The sequence below is a fragment of the Paraburkholderia phenazinium genome (assembly GCF_900100735.1).
In the GTDB taxonomy this organism is placed as follows: domain Bacteria; phylum Pseudomonadota; class Gammaproteobacteria; order Burkholderiales; family Burkholderiaceae; genus Paraburkholderia; species Paraburkholderia phenazinia.
The window spans coordinates 1-18,543 of sequence record NZ_FNCJ01000020.1; the positions used below are offsets into that span (position 1 = coordinate 1).

At 63.9% G+C, this 18,543-nt stretch carries 12 protein-coding genes and 1 pseudogene; 8 read left to right on the forward strand and 5 right to left on the reverse strand.

All coding sequences use genetic code 11. The features are described from left to right. Positions 1 to 58: 58 nt before the first annotated feature. The 4 genes and pseudogenes from BLQ92_RS31595 to BLQ92_RS31610 form a co-directional block, all read right to left on the reverse strand. Positions 59 to 1,096: an IS481 family transposase gene (locus tag BLQ92_RS31595; protein WP_090691711.1), complete on the reverse strand. Its 1,038-nt coding sequence runs from the start codon at positions 1,094 to 1,096 to the stop codon at positions 59 to 61. Positions 1,097 to 1,341: 245 nt separating this feature from the next. After that, positions 1,342 to 2,185: pseudogene (locus BLQ92_RS31600) on the reverse strand (anti-sigma factor family protein). After that, positions 2,182 to 2,700, reverse strand: a complete 519-nt coding sequence (locus BLQ92_RS31605) for an RNA polymerase sigma factor (protein WP_090691714.1) — start codon at positions 2,698 to 2,700, stop codon at positions 2,182 to 2,184. The pseudogene BLQ92_RS31600 and the gene BLQ92_RS31605 overlap by 4 nt, the downstream one beginning before the upstream one ends. A 271-nt stretch (positions 2,701 to 2,971) precedes the next feature. After that, entirely contained in the window at positions 2,972 to 3,799 is an 828-nt protein-coding gene (locus tag BLQ92_RS31610; RefSeq protein WP_090691717.1) for an anti-sigma factor family protein, read from the reverse strand. Positions 3,800 to 3,987: 188 nt separating this feature from the next. Here BLQ92_RS31610 and BLQ92_RS31615 point away from each other — a divergent pair, with 188 nt between their 5' ends. Continuing rightward, positions 3,988 to 5,037: a catalase family peroxidase gene (locus tag BLQ92_RS31615; RefSeq protein ID WP_090691721.1), complete on the forward strand. Its 1,050-nt coding sequence runs from the start codon at positions 3,988 to 3,990 to the stop codon at positions 5,035 to 5,037. Continuing rightward, the gene (locus tag BLQ92_RS31620; protein ID WP_090691723.1) at positions 5,034 to 5,579 is read left to right on the forward strand and encodes a cytochrome b; all 546 of its coding nucleotides are present in this window, start codon (positions 5,034 to 5,036) and stop codon (positions 5,577 to 5,579) included. Before BLQ92_RS31615 ends, BLQ92_RS31620 begins: the two co-directional genes overlap by 4 nt. Positions 5,580 to 5,660: 81 nt before the next feature. Here the strand turns inward: BLQ92_RS31620 and BLQ92_RS31625 are convergent, their stop codons facing one another. Beyond that, positions 5,661 to 8,141, reverse strand: coding sequence for a GcvT family protein (locus BLQ92_RS31625; RefSeq protein WP_090691728.1), 2,481 nt, complete (start codon positions 8,139 to 8,141; stop codon positions 5,661 to 5,663). Positions 8,142 to 8,403: 262 nt separating this feature from the next. On the opposite strand from BLQ92_RS31625, the gene BLQ92_RS31630 reads away from it, so the two are divergent. The 6 genes from BLQ92_RS31630 (at position 8,404) to BLQ92_RS31655 (ending at position 18,515) form a co-directional block, all read left to right on the forward strand. Next, entirely contained in the window at positions 8,404 to 9,231 is an 828-nt protein-coding gene (locus BLQ92_RS31630) for a DeoR/GlpR family DNA-binding transcription regulator (RefSeq protein ID WP_090691731.1), read from the forward strand. A gap of 222 nt (positions 9,232 to 9,453) precedes the next feature. Next, positions 9,454 to 12,774 (forward strand): DEAD/DEAH box helicase, encoded by a 3,321-nt coding sequence (locus BLQ92_RS31635; RefSeq protein WP_090691734.1) that lies wholly within the window; start codon positions 9,454 to 9,456, stop codon positions 12,772 to 12,774. 325 nt (positions 12,775 to 13,099) lie between these two features. Then, on the forward strand, positions 13,100 to 13,510 hold the full coding sequence (locus BLQ92_RS31640; protein ID WP_175773098.1) for a hypothetical protein: 411 nt from the start codon (positions 13,100 to 13,102) through the stop codon (positions 13,508 to 13,510). A gap of 434 nt (positions 13,511 to 13,944) precedes the next feature. Then, complete coding sequence (locus BLQ92_RS31645) at positions 13,945 to 14,643, forward strand: response regulator transcription factor (RefSeq protein ID WP_090691738.1); 699 nt, start codon at positions 13,945 to 13,947, stop codon at positions 14,641 to 14,643. A gap of 98 nt (positions 14,644 to 14,741) precedes the next feature. Beyond that, positions 14,742 to 16,058: a FecR family protein gene (locus BLQ92_RS31650; RefSeq protein WP_090692159.1), complete on the forward strand. Its 1,317-nt coding sequence runs from the start codon at positions 14,742 to 14,744 to the stop codon at positions 16,056 to 16,058. Between the two features lie 18 nt (positions 16,059 to 16,076). After that, positions 16,077 to 18,515 carry a CHASE2 domain-containing protein gene (locus BLQ92_RS31655; protein ID WP_090691740.1) on the forward strand — a complete coding sequence of 813 codons (2,439 nt, stop codon included), beginning with the start codon at positions 16,077 to 16,079 and terminating at the stop codon, positions 18,513 to 18,515. Positions 18,516 to 18,543 lie beyond the last annotated feature (28 nt).

Sequence of the window (18,543 nt, forward strand, 5' to 3'; positions counted from 1 at the left end):
TGTATTAGCCTAGACCGGATCTGACAGGTAGTCGGGGAAGTGAGGTAAGGAACACGATTCAGCGAGGAATCAGTTTCTCCCTGGCGAGTTCAAGCGAATCGAGGAAGGTACGCATAGGCGTCTTGCCATAACACCATCGCCCCTGATGTTCGCGCTCATTGTTGTACTGGTCAAGCCATGCGTCGAGATCGCTTTGCAAGGTCGGGATCGAATCGTAGATCTTCCGGCGGAAGGCGATGCGATAGAACTCGTTGAGCATGGTCTTGTGAAGCCGCTCGACGATGCCGTTGGTTTGTGGAGAGCGCGCTTTGGTGCGGGTGTGATCGATGTTCTCCACGGCCAGATAAAGCTCGTATTCATGGTGCTCCGGGTTGCCGCAATACTCGGTACCCCGGTCAGTGAGCACGCGCACGAGCGGGATGCCATAGCTGTCGAAGAACGGAACGACGCGATCGTTGAGCAGGTCGGCGGCCGGCAGCGGTGTCTTCCGGTCGTAAAGCTTGGCGAACGCCACCTTCGAGTAGGTGTCGACGAAGGTTTGCTGATAGACCCGGCCCACGCCCTTGAGCGTACCAACGTAAAAGGTATCCTGGGCGCCGCAGTAGCCGGGGCATTCAGATTCGAACTCGCCGTGCGTTTCCTTTTCCAGTTTGGCGCGTTCAAGCGCCGCCAACTGCGATTCAGTCAACACCAGTCCTTCCTGGGCGGACTTGGCCTCCAGCGCCTTCAGGCGCTTGTTCATGGTCTCGAGGTCATGGCGCAACCAGATGCTACGCACCCCCTGAGGCGAGACGCTAAGGGCGTGGCGTTTGAGCACCTCGTTGGCGATACGGATCTGGCCGTAAGCGGGCAGTTCCAGGGCCAGTTCGACCACCGCCGCCTCGACCCGCGGATCCACGCGGTTCTTCAGCAGCGGGCGGTGGTGGGAGATTTCCTGCAGGGCCGCTTCGCCGCCCTTGTCGTACAGTTCCTTGAAGCGGTAGAAGCTGTCGCGGGAATAGCCCATTACCCGGCAGGCTTGGCTGACATTGCCCAGTTGCCGAGCCAGTTCGAGCATGCCGACCTTGGCACGGATGACTTTCTGTTCCTGAGTCATGGTTGACTCCTTGCGGTTTGCCGCGCGCGTTGCCGCTTCGGACTACGTCCTCCACGCCCACGCGCAACAGCACGAGAAACCGACCACTGTCAGATTTAGTCTAGGCTATTGCATCTAAGTTGACTTTGTTGTTTCTGTGACGTTCGCGCCACTGCGCGTCAGCATGAAAAAACCAACCACTGTCAGATTTAGTCTAGTTCACTACAAATGATGCGTATCGTGGCGTGCGGGAGAACAGCGCCCCATCACCCCCCCTTCGCCGCCGTCAACTGCGCATACACATCATGCGAAAGCTGCAGCAGCACCTTCCGATCGATCCCCCCCCGACACCGCATACCCATAATCCCCATCCACCCAATAGAACACATTCACCGGGCCATCCTGATACAGCTTGAACGCCGTAGTATTCGAGTTCACCTTGCGATGCGAGATGCACAAGGTCACGCGCTCATCCCCAGGCCCGCGATACATAAACTGCGCAACCGGACCATCCGCACCGGGCAAAATGCGCCCACCGCTCAGTTCAAACCCGCTCTTGTTGAGCAGCGGCGCATGAACATCGGTGCCAAGCTTGTTCGACAGCCATTGCACGAAATCGTGATCCTGTTCCGTGCCGGTACTATCCGGCACCTGCACTGCCGGCATATACACCACATGCGCGACCGCCGCCTGACGGGCCAGCCCATCTGACGCATCAGCACTGACCGGGCGAGTGTCCGACGGATTGCCGCCCATGTCCATCGAGCTTGCCGCCGTCGCGGGCACGTCCTTGCCCATGTGTGTGCCCACACCAATCCCAACCCCCAGCACTAACGCCGCCGCCATGCCCGCGAACTGCGGCCAGTTCGCCGCATCCAGCCAACGACGCTTCGGTGCAGGTTGCTGCAAGCGCTTGGGCACCGGCTCGCTCAGCACGCGGTCGTAGCGCTCATGAAACAGGTTGTTCAGGGAGAAATAGTCGCTGACCCGCGAGGCGAGTTCGGGGTTTTGCTCGAGCGCGCGCTCCACCAGGACGCGGCGCTCCTCGGACAGCGTGCCGTCCACGTATGCATGCAGTTCTTCTTCGCCGATCGGAGTTTGTTCGTTCATCTCACCACCTGTAGTTTCGCGCCCGGCTGAGTACCCGCCATCAAGGCCCTGAGTCGCTCGCGTCCGCGCGACAAGCGCGACATCACCATGCCGATCGGGATATCCAGCGCAAGCGCTACATCGGCGTAGCTCATTTCTTCCAGGCCGACCAGCAGCACCACCTCGCGTTGTTCTGCCGGCAAGCGCTGCAGCGCGTAATCGAGATCGCGCATTTCCAGTGAACGCGTCGCGTCCGCCGTCACCGCGAATTCGCTTTCGGCGACGCTGTCGTCGTCCACCGAAACATGCACGGCCCGCACCGAGGCCTTGCGCGCCTGGTTGGCAAACACGTTGTGCATGATGGTGAAAAGCCACGCACGCAGGTCGGTGCCGGCCTGAAACAGCGCCGTGCGCCCCAAGGCGCGCTCCAGCGTGTCCTGCACCAGATCGTCGGCCAGGTCCCGGTTGTTGATCAGCGCCCTTGCATAGCGGCGCAATCGCGGGACGTGCTCCATTAACTCATCACGGATGTCCATTGCCTTTACCTGTGAGTGCCCCCAAAAACCGCTCGCTTCATGCGAGGCCCATGAAGGGGACGATCCCCAATCCCCCACAGGGACTTCCTTTGGGGCGGGGGACTTCCTTCTGGGCACAAACTTCGGGGGCGGCCCGGCGTCTTCTTGGAAAATGTGCCGCGTCGGCCGCCCGTTGGGGCGATCGACGGCGTTTCAGGTGCAAACACGCTGGTTTGCATTTTATTCCCGTCACGGCACGCCAACGGAAACAAGTTCTACGTTCAGACCGGCCCTAACGCAGCGTCAGGAAATCGGCGGCACGCATCAGGCCGCGCGCGTCGGCTGCGCCGCCCAACACGTAACGCTGGCGGCCGGCGGTCCAGGTGAGGAGCCGCAGCGTACCGACCCGTTGCGCGCTCCACTGCGGCTGGGCGGCGGCCAGCCGGGCAGGCGCGACGAGCAGGACGATCGGCTGGGCCTCGGCGTTCAGATAGACGTATTCCGTCCCTCGCGCCAAGGGGCCGAATGTCAGCGTGCGATGGCTCACCAGGTTCATGCCGACCGGCGCGAGATCGGGGGCGGCAGCATCCTTCGCCATGTCAGGGGTCAACGCTGCAAGACCGGACGCCGCTGCACCGGAATCCGCTGTATTGACGCCGCCCGACGGTACCGCTGCCGTGCCAAAGCGCTCGTCGGCGGCCTGCGCCAACGCCATCACGACGGCATTGTTTAGCGCTTGCGCGGAAACCTGCGAGGCCATCATCCATCCGCTGACCGCCGCAAGGGCCAGAACAAGCGCGACGACCAGCATTAGCGCGGCGCGCAGCGGTCGCAGCATGACTGTCCGGACCCTCAGCGAGAGCCACCGGCCGCGGCCTGTGTCGATCAAGCCCTTCTTGCTAGTCCCCGCAGCCGGCAAGGGCTCGTCGGTAGGCTGGAAGGCATACTGGATCTGCTGGTTCAGCTTGCCGTAGAACGCCACCCGGCGCGCTTCGCTGGGCCGCTGGCCGAGATACTGGCGCAAATGGGCGGCGCGTTCGGGCGCGAGGAGGCCATCGGCGTAAGCCTGGATGTCCGTCTCGGAGAGCGGCGGGTCGTGCGGAGGGCGATTCGGTTTCATGGTGGCCGTGCTTAAAGATTGCCTGTTCCTTCGCTAACACAGGAGAGGCGTCTTTATTCCCTGCGCTCGATTGCTTCGACGCCGGAATAAATGCGCGATGCCCGTGTTTGCTGCCGTGTAGACCCGCTTGAACAGACAAAGGAGCACCTGTGACAAAGCCCTCATTTCCTGCGCCGGAGCGCATTTGCATGCCGTGCCGGCTCGCCGCGATCGGCGCCGTCGTGCTGGCCGTGGCCGGCGGTTTTGCCTATGTGGCCGGCTGGCTCACGCCGCAGCGCCTGACCACGCATCGCATCATCAACGCCTTCGAAGCGGACAACGGCAGCCATCCGGGCTATCGCCGCAACCATGCGAAGGGCGTCTGCGTATCGGGCTATTTCGATAGCAACGGCAATGCCGCCGCGCTGTCGAGGGCGGGCGTGTTTGCGCCGGGGCTGACGCCCGTGATAGGGCGTTTTGCGATCCCCGGTGGCAATCCGTCCGCGCCGGACACCAGTGTGCCGATTCGCAGCCTTGCCTTGATGTTCACGCAGCACGACGGCGAGCAGTGGCGCACCGGGATGAATTCGGTTCCGGTGTTTCCGGTCCATACGCCCGAACAGTTCTATCAGCAACTTGTCGCCGCTAAACCCGATCCGGCGACCGGCAAGCCAAATCCGGCGGCGCTGAAGGCGTTTTATGCGGCGAATCCTGAGACGCAGCCGTTTCAGGCATGGGTCAAGGGGCATCCGCCGTCGTCGAGTTTCGCCAACGGGTCCTACTACAGCGTGAATGCGTTCCGCTTCGTGGACGCCAGCGGCCAGTCAAGAGCGGTGCGCTGGGCGATGGTCCCGGAGACGCCGTTCGCTGCCATCACAGACGAGCAAAAGAGCGAGAAGAATTTCCTCCAGGCCGATCTTGCCGAGCGTCTGCAGGCCGGGCCGCTGCGCTGGCATCTGATCGTGACGGTGGCAGCGCCTGGAGACCCGACCGACGACGCCACACTGCAGTGGCCCGACGGCCGTCAGCAGATCGACGCCGGCACGCTCGTGATCGAGCACGAGACCTCGCAGGACGACGGTCCTTGCCGCGACGTCAACTTCGATCCGACCGTGCTGCCTGCGGGCATCAAGACCTCGGACGACCCGTTGCTTGCCGCGCGCTCGGCGGCCTATTCGCTTTCGTATAACCGGCGCACTCGCGAAGAAGCGCTCAACCCCAACCTGCACCGGCCACAGCCGAACGGAGATCGGTCATGACCCAAACGCATGCACACTTCAGCCCGCTACAGAGACTGCTGCACTGGACGATGGCGCTGCTGATTCTCGCGATGCTGTTCGTCGGGATCGGCATGGTCGCGACGCTCTCGCATGCGCACGACACGCTGATCGCGATTCACCGGCCGCTTGGTATCGCCATTCTGCTGCTGGTGCTGCTGCGCATCGGCGTGCGGGTGAGGCGCGGCAGCCCATCGCTGCCGGATGACATGCCGGCGTTGCAGCGTTTCATAGCCAAGCTTTCGCATCTCGTGCTGTATGGACTGATGCTGGCAATGCCGCTGATCGGCTGGTCGATGCTCTCGGCTGAGGGTTATCCGGTGACGCTGTTCGGTGCGGTCCATTTACCGGCCATCGTGCCGCATAGCGTACGGCTCTTCGCCTTGTTGCGCGCCTTGCATACGTACCTGGCCCTGGCGCTGTTTCTCGCCGTGCTGGGGCATCTGGCCGCAGCGTTGTTTCATGGGCTGATCCGTCGTGATGGGGTGTTCTCGAGCATGGCGCGCGGCGCTCGCCGGGCATGAAAAGCTGCCGCCCACGTGTCGCTTCGTGGGCGGCGCTTTGTGCTGAGGCTTCAGTGTGTGATACGGGCGGTTCCGCTTCGGTCAGCTTTTGACGCGTTCCGAACGCGGGTCGTAGGGCGCTTTCAGATGAACCGTGGCGGGCAGCAAGTTGCCCGCGACGTCGATCTCGTAGCGACCGCTCGTCAGATACGCCGTGTCGGCCGCGCCGTCCGGATTGTTGATGTAGCCCATCGCCACCGGGCAACCGAACGTATGGCCGAAAGCCGCCGAGCTGACGAAGCCCACCGGCTTGCCGTCGCGCAGAATCGCTTCGCCGCCCCACAGCATGCGATCGGCGGCGCCGTCGGCTGTCAGCACCACCATGCGCCGCCGCAGCGGCTCCTCACGCAGCTTGAGCAAGGCCTCGCGGCCACGGAACGGAATCTCTTTGTTCAGCTTGCAGGCGAAGGAGAGGCCGGCTTCGAACGGGTTCGAATCGGGCGTGAGTTCGCGGCCCCATGCGCGGTAGCCTTTCTCGATCCGTAGCGAATCGATGGCGTAATAGCCTGCGTTGACGAGACCGAACGGCTTGCCCGTGGCATGCAATGTCTCGTAGACGCCCGCGGCGAATTCGACCGGCACGTACAGCTCCCAGCCAAGCTCGCCGACGTAGGTGAGGCGGGTGGCGCGCACCGTCGCATAGCCGATGTCCACTTCGCGGCTCTGGCCAAACGGGAACGCGGCGTTGCTCCAGTCGGCCCTGGAAATGCTTTGCAGCAGTTCGCGCGAACGCGGTCCCATCACCGCGAGCACCGCGTACTGGCCGGTGACGTCCACGAGCGTGCAATGCTTGTCGTGTGGGATCGACTTTTCGATGTAGTCGAAGTCGCGCGTGGTCTGCGCCGAGCCGGAGACGATCAGGTATTGATCGTCGGAAAGACGCGTCAGCGTGAAGTCGGACTCGTAGGTGCCGCGCTCGTTGAGCATGCCGGTGTAGACGGTAGTGCCGGGCGCCACCGCCACATCGTTCGTGACGATGCCTTGCAGCACGCTTTCCGCGTCACGTCCCTTGACGAGGAATTTCGAAAACGAGGTCATGTCGAACAGCGCCACGCCTTCGCGGCAGGCGCGATGCTCGGCGCCGCTCCACGGCAGCCAGTTCTGCTGGCCGAAGGCGTAGTCGATCTTCGCTTCGGCCACGCTTGGCGCGAAGAAGTTCGGACGCTCCCAACCCATCTTGCTGCCGAAGCTTGCGCCCGCGTCGCGCAGCATCGGGTAAAGCGGCGAGCGGCGGAACGGGCGCGCGGTATCGAGTTCGCGGTTCGGCCAGGGCATGGCGTAGTGCAGGCCGAGCGTTTCCTTCACGCGGTCGTGCAGCCACGTATCGTTGCCGTTGAAGCGCGCAAAGCGGCGGATGTCGACCGGCCACAGATCCATGGTCGGCGTGCCGGCGACGATCCATTCGGCGAGCGCCATGCCGGCGCCGCCGGCCGAGGCGATGCCCATCGAATTGAAGCCCGCGCCCACGAAAAAGTGGCGCAACTCAGGCGCTTCGCCAAGGATGAAGTTGTTGTCCGGCGTGAACGACTCCGGCCCGTTGTAGAACTGCCTGACTTGCGCGGTTTCGAGCGCCGGGACGCGCTCCAGTGCGTTTTCCATCAGGATCTGGAATTGATCCCAGTCGTCGGGCAGCAACTGGAATTCGAAATTTTCGGGGATGCCGTTCATGCCCCACGGTTTCGCGTTCGGCTCGAAACCGCCCATCACGAGGCCGCCCACTTCTTCCTTGAAGTAGATAAAGCCATCAGGATCGCGCATCACCGGCAGATCGGGATGCACGCCGGCAATCCGTTCGGTGACAATGTAGTAATGCTCGGCCGAATGCAGCGGCACAGTCACATCGCACAGGCGGCCCACCGCCTTGGCCCACTGGCCGGCGCAATTGACGACGATCTCCGCGTTGATGGTGCCTTCGGCGCCGTCCTTGTTGCGCCATGCAAGGCCGCTCACTTCGCGGCCGCCCGGTGTTTGCCGCGTATGGATGGCGGTAACGCGGGTGTTCTCGACGATCCGCGCGCCGCGCGTGCGGGCGCCGCGGGCGAGGGCTTGTGTGAGGTCGGTTGGGTTGGCCTTGCCGTCGCCGGGCAGCCAGACCGCGCCGAGCAGATCGTCGGTGCGCATCACCGGCCACAGGTCGCCGGCTTCCTGCGGGCTGATCACGTCGCAAGTGACACCGTACGCGCGGGCGACGGCGGCGGTGCGCTTGAGTTGCGTCATCCGTTCGGCGGTGCGGGCGACCGACAGCGAGCCGCATTGTTTCCAGCCGGTGGCGAGCCCGGTGTCCGCTTCCAGTTCGGCATACAGCGCGGTGGAATAACGGATCAGCCTGGTCATGCTTTCCTGGGCGCGCAATTGACCGACGAGGCCCGCTGCATGCCAGGTGGTGCCGCACGACAACTGCCCCTGTTCGAGCAGGACCACATCGGTCCAACCCATCTTCGTCAGGTGATACGCCACGGAGCAGCCGACAATGCCGCCGCCGACGATCACAACCCGGGCGTGTTGAGGAATAGGTGTAGACATCTGTTGGATCCTGTCTGGTTGATGTTGATATGCGTGGAAATGTGTTGGCATAGGTTGCAACAAAAAGCCACAAAACGCAACACTGTCACATAAAATTCACTCGGAAAGAGCCGTGCAAGAAATGATCGAAGCTAGGCCGCTCAAGACATGAGGTCGGCTCGAAGCGTTCTTCGTTGATTTGCGTGGAATTGTGTGGAAGCAACTTCCCCTGTCCGTAAGCCTTTGCTAGACTGGGCGCCACTCGCATCCTCCCGCATTCCGTATGTTCTCGACCCAACGCCAAGCCGAAATCCTGCGCATCGTGAAGGCGCAGCAGACCTGCACGATTACCGAGCTGGCCGAAGCCTTCGCCGTGTCCGACGAAACCATCCGTCGCGACATCAAGCCCTTGATCGCCGAAGGCGTGCTGCTCAAGGTGCATGGCGGCGTCATGCTGCCGGAGCGGCTCGACGAGCCGCCGTTTCAGCGCCGCATGCAGGAAAACCTGGAGGCGAAGCGGGTGATTGCGGCGCGGGTGTGCGATCTGGTGCGCGACGGCGATTCGCTGATTCTCGACGGCGGCACGACCTGCGTGCATATCGCTCAGGCACTGTGTGCGCGCTCGCGGCTCACGGTCGTCACCAACTCCACGGAGATCGCCCGCACGCTGGCGCCGCGCAATGGCAATCGCGTGTTCATCGCGGGCGGCGAACTGCGCGCCGACGACTCGGCGGCTTTTGGCGAAAGCGCGCTGGCGTTCATCCGCCAGTTCCATGTGCGCTATGCATTTGTTTCGGTGACGGCAATCGACGCACAGGGCCGCTTTATGGATGCGCAACCCGACGACGTGTCCTACTCGCTGGCGGCGTTTGCCCAGGCCGAGCGGCGCGTGGTGGTGGCGGATCACGCCAAGTTTGGCCACAGCGCGCTGGTGCACGCATTCGGCCCGGATGCGCTGGACCTGTTGATCACGGACGAGGCGCCGTCGCCGGCACTGGCGCAGGTGTTTGCCGCAGCGGATCTCGAGGTGAGTTTAGGGGCGCCCGCAGGGACGCCGGTAGGGGCGTCCGCAGAGGCCCAGACAGACGATCCGGCCGGGGTTGCAGCCTGAACGATCGCGAAGGCATCGTGCCTCGAACAGGTGCTCGGTTTCCTTGACACGCCCTCAGCGGCGATGACCGGCACATGCGTAAAATAGTTGGTTTGCAGTGGCGAACGCAGCCCCCGCAGCAACCGGCGCAGGACTTCAAGTCCCCGGCAAACGCGTGGTGAGCCTGCGTGTATCTCCCGCATCTGCGCCGCTCGCTCGAACATGCATGGATGGGTCACCCGGATGTCGTCAGTTTTCTACGATCGAGAACACGTTACGAAGTGGTTGGGAGCCAAGACGGTCGCGAAGGCGCGCGACTATGTCGATGCCGTTTCGAACCTGCATTGGGAAAACAACACCCTGAGCGGCGAGGTCCAGGGCACGCAACGCCATCCGTACGTCGTGGATGTGCAGTTTCATGACGTTGGCGACGACCTGTGGGTCGAGGGCGACTGCTCGTGTCCGGTCGGCTTCCAGTGCAAGCATATGGCAGCGCTACTGATCGCGGGGCTTGAAGCGCCGGCCGGATCGGAGCCGGGCGTGCGGCCCGAACTGGTCAGGTGGATGGAAACGTTTCGCGCCCGCGCAGAGCACGGCGAGCCGAACCACCGTAACGTGGGCACGGCGCCGACCCATGCGCTCGCGTACCGCCTCGGCTGGTCGCGCTATCAGCAGCGCCACGAGATCCAGCTTTTCAAGGCGCGGGTGGCCGCGAACGGCGAGATCCGTTCGATCGACGAGCCGTGGAGCAATGTCGAAGCGGCCTTGATCAAGGCGCCCAAATTCGTTTCGGATGACGATCTGGTGATCCTGCGCAGCCTGTGGCTCGGCCATTCGCGCGAGAACCACGGGCATTTCATTCTGCGAGGGGCCAACGGCGGCGAAGTTCTGCACAAGCTGATCGCGACGGGGCGCCTGTTTCCCGCCTTGCCGGCAGATGGCGTTGATCGGCAGGCGCCACGCGCGTTGTCGATGGGCGCGGCACGGGCCGGCCGGATCGAGTGGGAAGCGCAGACCGACGACCGTCTGCGGCCGGTCCTGCGTACCGAACCGGCGGCCGCGATGGTGCTTGCCACCGAGCCGGTCTGGTACGTCGACGCCGACGCGGGCGAGGCGGGCATCGTCGAGCTGTCCTTGCCATTTCCGCAACTGCCCGATTACCTGTCGATGCCGCCCATCTCGCTCGCCGAGGCGCCGCTGGTTGCGGCGGTGCTGCGCGAGGTGGCGCCTGGCTTGCCGCTGCCGCCGGCGCTCGACACCGCCAAAGTACGCGTGATCGACGTCGAACCGGTGCCGGTCCTCGCGCTCAACAGCCTGACGATGGCGGCGCTCGGCCTCGGCAAGCCCACCCAGCGTAGTCAGATGCTGGACTTTGCGACCGTCAGCTTCGACTACGAAGGCGTCAGCATCAAGCCGGAGAGCAGCGCCACGCTGGTGCCGGTACCCGGTGGCAGCGTGCTGCATATCCGGCGCCGTTACGACACCGAGAAACAGCGTCTGTTCGAATTGCGCAAGGCGGGCTTGAAGGTGGTGCCGGCAAGCGGCGGCTATTCACGGCAAACGCTGCCCGAGACGTTGCTGGCGTTACCCGAGACCGAAGACTGGCCCGCGTTCGTCGACGAAACCTTGCCCGAGCTCGACAAGAAGGGCTGGCGCGTCACGATCGCGTCGAGCTTCCGCCATCACGTGATCGAGATCGACGCGATCGAAGGCACCGCGCGCCAGGCCGGCGACGGCTGGTTCGACCTCGAGATGGGGATTACGCTCGGCGATCGCACAGTGCGGCTCGAACCGCTGCTAGCCGGCCTGTTCCGGCGCGACCGCCGCTGGCTGGGCGGGGCGCTGGAAACGATCGATGACGACGAAGCGATCGAACTCACCACCGACCGCGCCGAACGGCTGCGTCTGCGAGCCGGGCGTCTCAAACCGGTGGTGCGGGTGCTGGTCGATCTGTTCGACGGCATCGGCAGCTGGAAGGGCGACGACAATCTGAGGATTCCTGAGCTTGATGCAGGGCGTCTCGCCGCGCTGACCGATACCGGCCGCTGGCAGTTTCAGGGCGATGCGTCGATCCGCCAGTTGGCGCAGCGTCTGCAGGACGGCGCCGGGGTGCGCGAAGCGCCGGTGCCGCGTGGCTTGCGGGCCGAGTTGCGCGCGTACCAGCATCAGGGCCTGAGCTGGATGCAGTTCCTGCGCGAGCACAATCTCGCTGGCGTATTGGCGGATGACATGGGGCTCGGCAAGACCGTTCAGACGCTGGCGCACGTGCTGGCGGAAAAGGAAGCAGGGCGCCTCGACCGGCCGGTGCTGATCGTCGTGCCGACTACCCTGGTGCACAACTGGCGTGAAGAAGCACAACGCTTTGCACCTGATATTAAGGTGCTGGTTCTGAACGGGCCGCAGCGCAAGGAGCGTTTCGAGCTGATCGGCCAGCACGACTTGATTCTCACGACCTATGCATTGCTGTGGCGCGATCACGCGGTGCTGGCCGAGCACGAGTATCACCTGCTGATTCTCGACGAAGCGCAGTACGTGAAGAACGCCACGACCAAATCGGCGACGGCGATTCGCGATCTGCGGGCGCGGCATCGTCTGTGTCTGACGGGGACGCCGCTGGAAAATCACCTCGGCGAGTTGTGGTCGCAGTTCGATTTTCTGCTGCCGGGTTTTCTCGGCACTCAGAAGGACTTCACTAAACGCTGGCGCAATCCGATCGAGCGTAACGGCGACGGTGTGCGGCGTGAATTGCTGGCGCGGCGGATTCGACCTTTCATGCTTCGGCGCCGCAAGGACGAGGTGGCGAAGGAGTTGCCCGAAAAAACCACCATCGTGCGCACGGTGGATCTGGAGGGCGCGCAACGCGATCTGTACGAAATCGTCCGGACTGCGATGCAGTCGAAGGTGCGTGCGGCCGTCACGGCACAAGGGCTGGCCCGCAGCCATATTATCGTGCTGGATGCGCTGCTCAAGCTACGCCAGGTCTGCTGCGACCCGCGTCTCGTGAAGCTGGAGAAGGCCGCGCGCGTCAAGGAGTCGGCCAAGCTCGAACTGCTGCTGGCGATGCTGCCGGAGCTGATCGAAGAAGGCCGGCGCGTGCTGCTGTTTTCTCAGTTCACTGGCATGCTCGATCTGATCGCCGCAGCGCTCGATAAGGCCGCGATTCCATACGTCACGCTGACCGGCGACACGACCGATCGCGCTACACCCGTACAGCGTTTCCAGCAAGGGGAGGTGCCGCTATTCCTGATCAGTCTGAAGGCGGGGGGCGTCGGGCTGAATCTCACGGCGGCCGATACGGTGATTCATTACGACCCGTGGTGGAATCCGGCGGCGGAAAACCAGGCGACCGACCGCGCGCATCGAATCGGCCAGGACAAGCCGGTGTTCGTCTACAAGCTGATTGCGGCCGGCAGCATCGAGGAGAAGATTGTGCGGCTGCAGGAGAAGAAGGCGGCGCTCGCCGATAGCATTCTGTCCGAGGACGCGGCAGGCGCGGTGAAGTTTTCGGATGACGATCTCGATGCGCTGTTTGCACCGATGCCGGAGATTGCGCGGGCTGGGTGAGATTAAACTATCGCAATGACCACCTACAATCTCGTAGCGCGTGGGCCGAGTGCCATAACGCGCTAACCACCGCGATAAACCCGTAATCAGCCGCTACATAAAGCACCGCCTCACGCATCGAGCGCAGCTATGCGCGCCGCCACGCATGCCTCGCCACCGATCTAACAATCTTTAAACGATTTATATTGAGACAGTTCTTATACTGTCTCGCAGAATGAAATTATTGTTGACACTTGGGTGCGCGGCGTCGCCAATTGCGCATGCGAAATGCATGGTGCCGGGCGTCACGGAGTGACAGGTCCTGTGCCGGTGAGCGAGGGATTGGATGCTTTTTAGACCGCGCACCACGCGCATTCCGTTCAAGCTCGGTGAGAAGAAGCGCAAGCTTGGACAGCGTATTGAGCTTGATCTGTCGAAAGACCGGCACGCGCGCGCAGCCGTCGAAGCCTACGCCGATTCGTGTTCGATCGATATGCCGTGGCTCGCCCAGATGCTGCGCCATTCGGCGCCGCAGAGCGCAGGCGATCTGAGCCTGTGTGCGGCCACCGTGCGACGCGTGTTCGGGTTGGCGCAAGACTGGGCGGCGTCGCAACCTGACTACGCACAAAGTGCCTGGGAGCATGTGCGGATTCATCTGGAAGCGGCCCTGAATCATCAATTGAAACAGCCAGAAGACGACGAGAGTGAGGATGGCGAGTACGAGGCAGAGGGCTTCGCGCCCATCAGGATGGATTAGACGGGGCCAGTCACGAAGTGCGAGCGAGACCTGCTGGACAAAAGTTTTGACCCAAAGAGGTCGATAAAGAATCTGAGAGACCGGCTCAAGAGCTTGGGCCGATGCCGGATGGCAGGAGGATGGCATTCGGAAGGGGGTGGCGGTTTTCGATTATTATGAAATCGCCCAAGCACGTACTGCGTGTCAGGGCAAATTGCGCGCCATTTTTGAGATATATCGGGTGCATGTTTAAAACAGGTACTCGCAAGGCGCGACGAATAATCGATAAATAGAGTTGTCGATGCAGAACATCGCGGCCCCTGGGTCTGCGCGCGGCGATACGCGCGCAGACCCAGGCGGCGACGAGGCGGTGCAGCCCGGCAGGAGGGGCGGCGCCTCTGCAGTCGGGAGCCGGCCATCCAGATACGAATAACGGTGTTGCATTGCGGGGTGTTATGAGAATTGCAGTCCTGGATGACGATCCGGCTCAGGCCGATCTGGTATGTCAAACGCTTGCGGCCGCTGGCCATATCTGTCACGCCTATGCGGAAGGTCGCGCACTGGTGCGGCAACTGCGGCGCCAGACTTTCGATTTGCTTGTGCTCGACTGGAACGTGCCCGACATGTCCGGCGAAGAGGTCTTGCGCTGGGTACGCGAGAGCCTCTCGGAGCGCTTGCCGGTGCTGTTCATGACGAGCCGCAGCCGCGAAACCGACATCACCTCGATTCTCAACACGGGCGCTGACGACTACGTGGTCAAGCCGGTGTCGGCGGGCGTTCTGCTGGCGCGCGTGGGCTCGCTGCTGCGGCGCGCCTACCGGCTCAATGCCACGGCCCTCAAGGAAGTATTCGGCGAGTACGAGTTCGATCTGAGCGCCAAGCACGTAGTGGTGCGCGGCACCGCCGTCGCGGTCACGCAAAAGGAATTCGATCTGGCCTTGCTGCTGTTCCAGCACTTGAGCCGGCCGCTGTCGCGCGCACACATTCTTGACGTGATCTGGAAGCAGGCGACTGAAATCCCGTCGCGCACCATGGACACGCACGTCTCGATGCTGCGCAGTAAGCTCGGGCTAAGACCGGAAAACGGCTATCGCCTGACGCCGATTTACGGCTATGGATATCGGCTCGAGCGCATTGAAAAGGGGGATGCGTGACGGTTTTCGTTTTTACGCCGCCGGCAAGCCTGGCGGCGGCCGGCGCGCGCCGTGCGCTGGCGGTCCTGGTGCCGTGCCTAGTCGCGGCGCTTGGGGTTATGCCTGCGCTCGCCGACGCACAGAAGAACAAGAATGCGCCCGTTGTCACGGTCCCGTATACGACCCAAGCCGGCGACACGCTGTACGAGATCGCGGCGCGCTACCTGCGCGATCAGCGCGATTGGGCCGTACTCAGTCGTCTGAACAAGATTCCTGCTCCACGCCATCTGCAAGCCGGTGTCCAGGTGCAACTGCCGGTGGCGCTGCTGCGCGAGGAACAGGAATCTGCACGGGTGCTGGCCACTAGCGGTCCGGTCGAACGCGCGTTCGGCGCCGGTCCGTTTACGCCGCTCGCGGCCGGCATGACGCTTGGCGAGGGCGATCGTCTGCGCACCGGCCATGAAGGTTTCGCGACGCTCGAACTGGCGGACGGTTCGCACGTGACGGTGTCGCAGGACGCCATGGTCGAGATCGGCAAGCTGCGCCAGACCGCCTTGACCGGCGCCTCCGACCGCGTATTCGATTTGCAGCACGGCGAGGTGGATAGCGAAGTGACGCATGCCACCAGGAAAGACGATCGCTTCCAGATCCGTTCGCCCTCGGTGGTGGCCGGCGTGCGCGGCACGCGTTTCCGGGTGAACTACGACACGGATCAGCAGCAAACCGCCGTTGAAGTGCTGGACGGAGCGGTCGGGGTGGACCCGGCTAGCGTGCGCCCGCCGGCGCCGGGCGTGCCGCTGCAAGCCTCCGAGCAACTCGTGTCCGCGCACTTCGGCAATGTCTCGGGAGCGAGCGGTTCGATCGGCACGCCGATCGCGTTGCTGGCCGCTCCCTCGTTGACCGATCCGGGCAAGATCCAGGACGGCAAGACGGTCGCCTTCGACCTCGTGCCGGATAGCCAGGCGGCGGGCTACCGCGTGCAGATTGCCCGTGACGCGGACCTGCTGGACCTGATCCGCGACCTGCCGGTGAAGGCGCCCCATGCCGACTTCGGCGATCTGCCGGATGGCACGTACTTCGTGCGCATCTCCTCGGTCGATCGCAACGGCCTCGAAGGCCTGCCGCAAATCTACGCATTCGAGCGGCGCCAGTTGGGTCTGGCCGCCTCGGCCGGGCCGCGCGCCGGCACGCGCGACTATACGTTCCGCTGGTTCGCGAGCCGTCCGGGCGTGGAGACGCGTTTCCGCTTCGTGCTGGGCGCTTCGCCCGACCTGCGCAACCCGCTCGTGGACCGGCCCGACCTGCCGGCCGGCGAGATCGTGGTGACGGATCTGCCGCGTGGCGTTTATTATTGGACCGTAATTGCCGAGCAGTTCGAAAACGGCCGGTTCTATGAGAAGGGCAGCTCGATCCGGTCGTTCACGCTTGCCCGCTAGGACTCCAATAATCCTCGCATGAGCCTTGATCCGCGTGCACGACTTGGGCGGCCGGCTGGCCGACGCTTCCTGTTGGAATGGGGTGCGATCGGCTGCCTCGGCATTGCGGTGATCCTGGCGAGCGCGCTCGGCCGCTGGACGGCCGGCGTCGATCATCTGGTCTATGACCGTTTTCTGGTGTTGCACAAGCAGCCGGCGCTCTCCGATATCGTGGTGGTCGAGATCGACAACGCGAGCGTCGACCGGCTCGGCCGCTGGCCCTGGCCGCGTAGCGTCCATGCGAACCTGCTCGCGCAACTGGCCAAGGCCAAACCGGCGGCGGTGATCTACGACGTCCTGTTCACCGAGCCCGCCGCCGACGACGTGCAGCTTGCCCACGCCATCTCCCTTAGCCCCACCTATCTGCCGGTGCTGCTCAGCCCCGAGGACAGCGACGGCCAGAGGGTCGTCGAGAAGCCGGTGCAGTCCTTCGCAGAGGCGGCGGCCGGGCTTGGTCATATCAATATGGAAGTGGACGGCGACGGCATCGTGCGCAGCGTCGCGCTGTTCGAAGGCGACGCGCACTCGCGCTGGCCGCAGTTGATGGTGCCGGTCTGGCGGGCCATCAAGAGCGGTGCGATCCATCTCGCGCAACCGGTCGAGCATCTCGCCGGCTTCCGTGACCGTACCCTCGAGCGCGTCGACGAAGCCCGTTTTCTGATTCCTTTCAGCCTGAACGCCGCGAACTACGCGCATGTCTCGTTCGCTAGCGTGGTGGCCGGCGAGGTGCCGCCGGAGCAGTTGCGCGGCCGCCTGGTGCTGATCGGCGTGACGGCCTCAGGTCTGTTCGATCGCTTTGCGACCCCCGTTTCGGGCGAGCTCGGGCCGCTGCCGGGCGTGTTTATTCATGCAAACGTGCTCGACACGCTGCTGACGGGCCGGGCGATCGATCCGGTCCCAGCGTTGCCGGTCGTACTCGTCGCGCTGCTGCCGCTCGCCGTGCTGCTCGCCGGTTTCCTCGTGCTGTCGCCGCGGCGCTCGTTGTTGCTGACGCTGGGCTTGAGCTTCGTCATCACCGGTGGCAGTGCTGCCTTGCTGTACGGCGCGCGGCTGTGGATGTCGCCGGTGCCGGCGGTGCTGGGCCTGATCGTGGTGTACCCGATCTGGAACTGGCGCCGCCTCGAAATGACCATGACGTATCTGCGCAAGGAGCTGCAGCGTCTCGCCGACGAGCCGCATCTGTTGCCGGAGACGCCGCCGCGCCGCCGCGAGTTCGGCGGCGACGTGCTGGAGCAGCATATGGCGCTGATGGCGCAGGCCGCCCAGCGGGTGCAGGACATGAAGCGCTTTGTCTGGGACAGCCTCGACAGCGTGCCCGAGCCCATTCTGGTGAGCGACGTGCGTGGCATCGTGCTGATCGCCAATCACGCGGCCATGGCGCACTTTGCCCGGCTGGGTTCGCTGCGGCCGCAAGGCCGTCCGATGCGCGAGGTGCTCGGCGATCTGGCGTTGGTGAAGACCATCGACGACGGGACCGAGGGCGGCGACGCCGAAAACGATGCGCTGGCACGCACCCACTGGCCGGCCATCCTCGATCCGGCGCGCCGCGAATTTGCCGACCTGATGGCGCACGGCATCGAGGTGCGCGATCTGACCGAGCGCGACCACCTGCTGCGCTATGCCACCTGCACCAACGAAGAGGGTGAAGTGACCGGCTGGATCGCCGGTCTGGTCGACGTCTCGGCGCTGCACGCGGCGGAGCGCCAGCGCGAGGATGCGCTGCGGCTCCTGTCGCACGACATGCGCTCGCCGCAGGCCTCGATTCTCGCGCTGGTCGAGATCGAGCGCGCGCGCATCGAGTCGGACCATGTGCATGAACTGCTCGAGCGGATTGCCCGTTACTCGCGCCGCGCGCTGACGCTGGCCGACGATTTCGTGCAACTGGCGCGCGCGGAGTCGCAAGCCTATGTGCTCGAACCGGTGAGCCTGAGCGAGCTGACCATCGACGCCAGCGACGAAGTCTGGCCGCAGGCTCACGCCAAGCAGATTCATATGGAAACCGAAAGCGCGGACGACGACGGTTACTGGATCTGCGCCGATCGCTCGTTGATGACGCGCGCGCTCGTCAATATCATGAACAATGCGGTCAAGTACAGCCCGCCCGGCTCGCGCATCACCTGCACGATCGGGGCAGTCAACGGCCTGCCGCGGCGCGTGCAATGCACGATTCGCGACCAGGGCTATGGCATTCCGCTGGAACAGCAAAGCCGTCTGTTTCAGCGGTTCCACCGCTTTCACGAGGCCGAACAGCCGGAGACCGGCGGCGCAGGGCTCGGGATGGCGTTTGTCAAAACAGTCGTGACGCGCCACGGCGGGGATGTGCGCGTCGACAGCGCGCCGGGCAAGGGCACCGCGTTTACCTTGCTGCTGCCGGCGCTCGACGACACGAAGCTCGACACACAGCTTGAGCACGCCTGATGGGCGTGCCGTATTCTCTTGAAGCGAG

What these genes read in the sequence shown, in the direction of transcription:
- BLQ92_RS31595 (WP_090691711.1), bottom strand. Translation starts at nt 1,096, where the DNA reads ATGACTCAGGAACAGAAAGTCATCCGTGCCAAGGTCGGCATGCTCGAA.
- BLQ92_RS31605 (WP_090691714.1), bottom strand. Translation starts at nt 2,700, where the DNA reads ATGGACATCCGTGATGAGTTAATGGAGCACGTCCCGCGATTGCGCCGC.
- BLQ92_RS31610 (WP_090691717.1), bottom strand. Translation starts at nt 3,799, where the DNA reads ATGAAACCGAATCGCCCTCCGCACGACCCGCCGCTCTCCGAGACGGAC.
- BLQ92_RS31615 (WP_090691721.1), top strand. Translation starts at nt 3,988, where the DNA reads ATGCCGTGCCGGCTCGCCGCGATCGGCGCCGTCGTGCTGGCCGTGGCC.
- BLQ92_RS31620 (WP_090691723.1), top strand. Translation starts at nt 5,034, where the DNA reads ATGACCCAAACGCATGCACACTTCAGCCCGCTACAGAGACTGCTGCAC.
- BLQ92_RS31625 (WP_090691728.1), bottom strand. Translation starts at nt 8,141, where the DNA reads ATGTCTACACCTATTCCTCAACACGCCCGGGTTGTGATCGTCGGCGGC.
- BLQ92_RS31630 (WP_090691731.1), top strand. Translation starts at nt 8,404, where the DNA reads ATGTTCTCGACCCAACGCCAAGCCGAAATCCTGCGCATCGTGAAGGCG.
- BLQ92_RS31635 (WP_090691734.1), top strand. Translation starts at nt 9,454, where the DNA reads ATGTCGTCAGTTTTCTACGATCGAGAACACGTTACGAAGTGGTTGGGA.
- BLQ92_RS31640 (WP_175773098.1), top strand. Translation starts at nt 13,100, where the DNA reads ATGCTTTTTAGACCGCGCACCACGCGCATTCCGTTCAAGCTCGGTGAG.
- BLQ92_RS31645 (WP_090691738.1), top strand. Translation starts at nt 13,945, where the DNA reads ATGAGAATTGCAGTCCTGGATGACGATCCGGCTCAGGCCGATCTGGTA.
- BLQ92_RS31650 (WP_090692159.1), top strand. Translation starts at nt 14,742, where the DNA reads ATGCCTGCGCTCGCCGACGCACAGAAGAACAAGAATGCGCCCGTTGTC.
- BLQ92_RS31655 (WP_090691740.1), top strand. Translation starts at nt 16,077, where the DNA reads ATGAGCCTTGATCCGCGTGCACGACTTGGGCGGCCGGCTGGCCGACGC.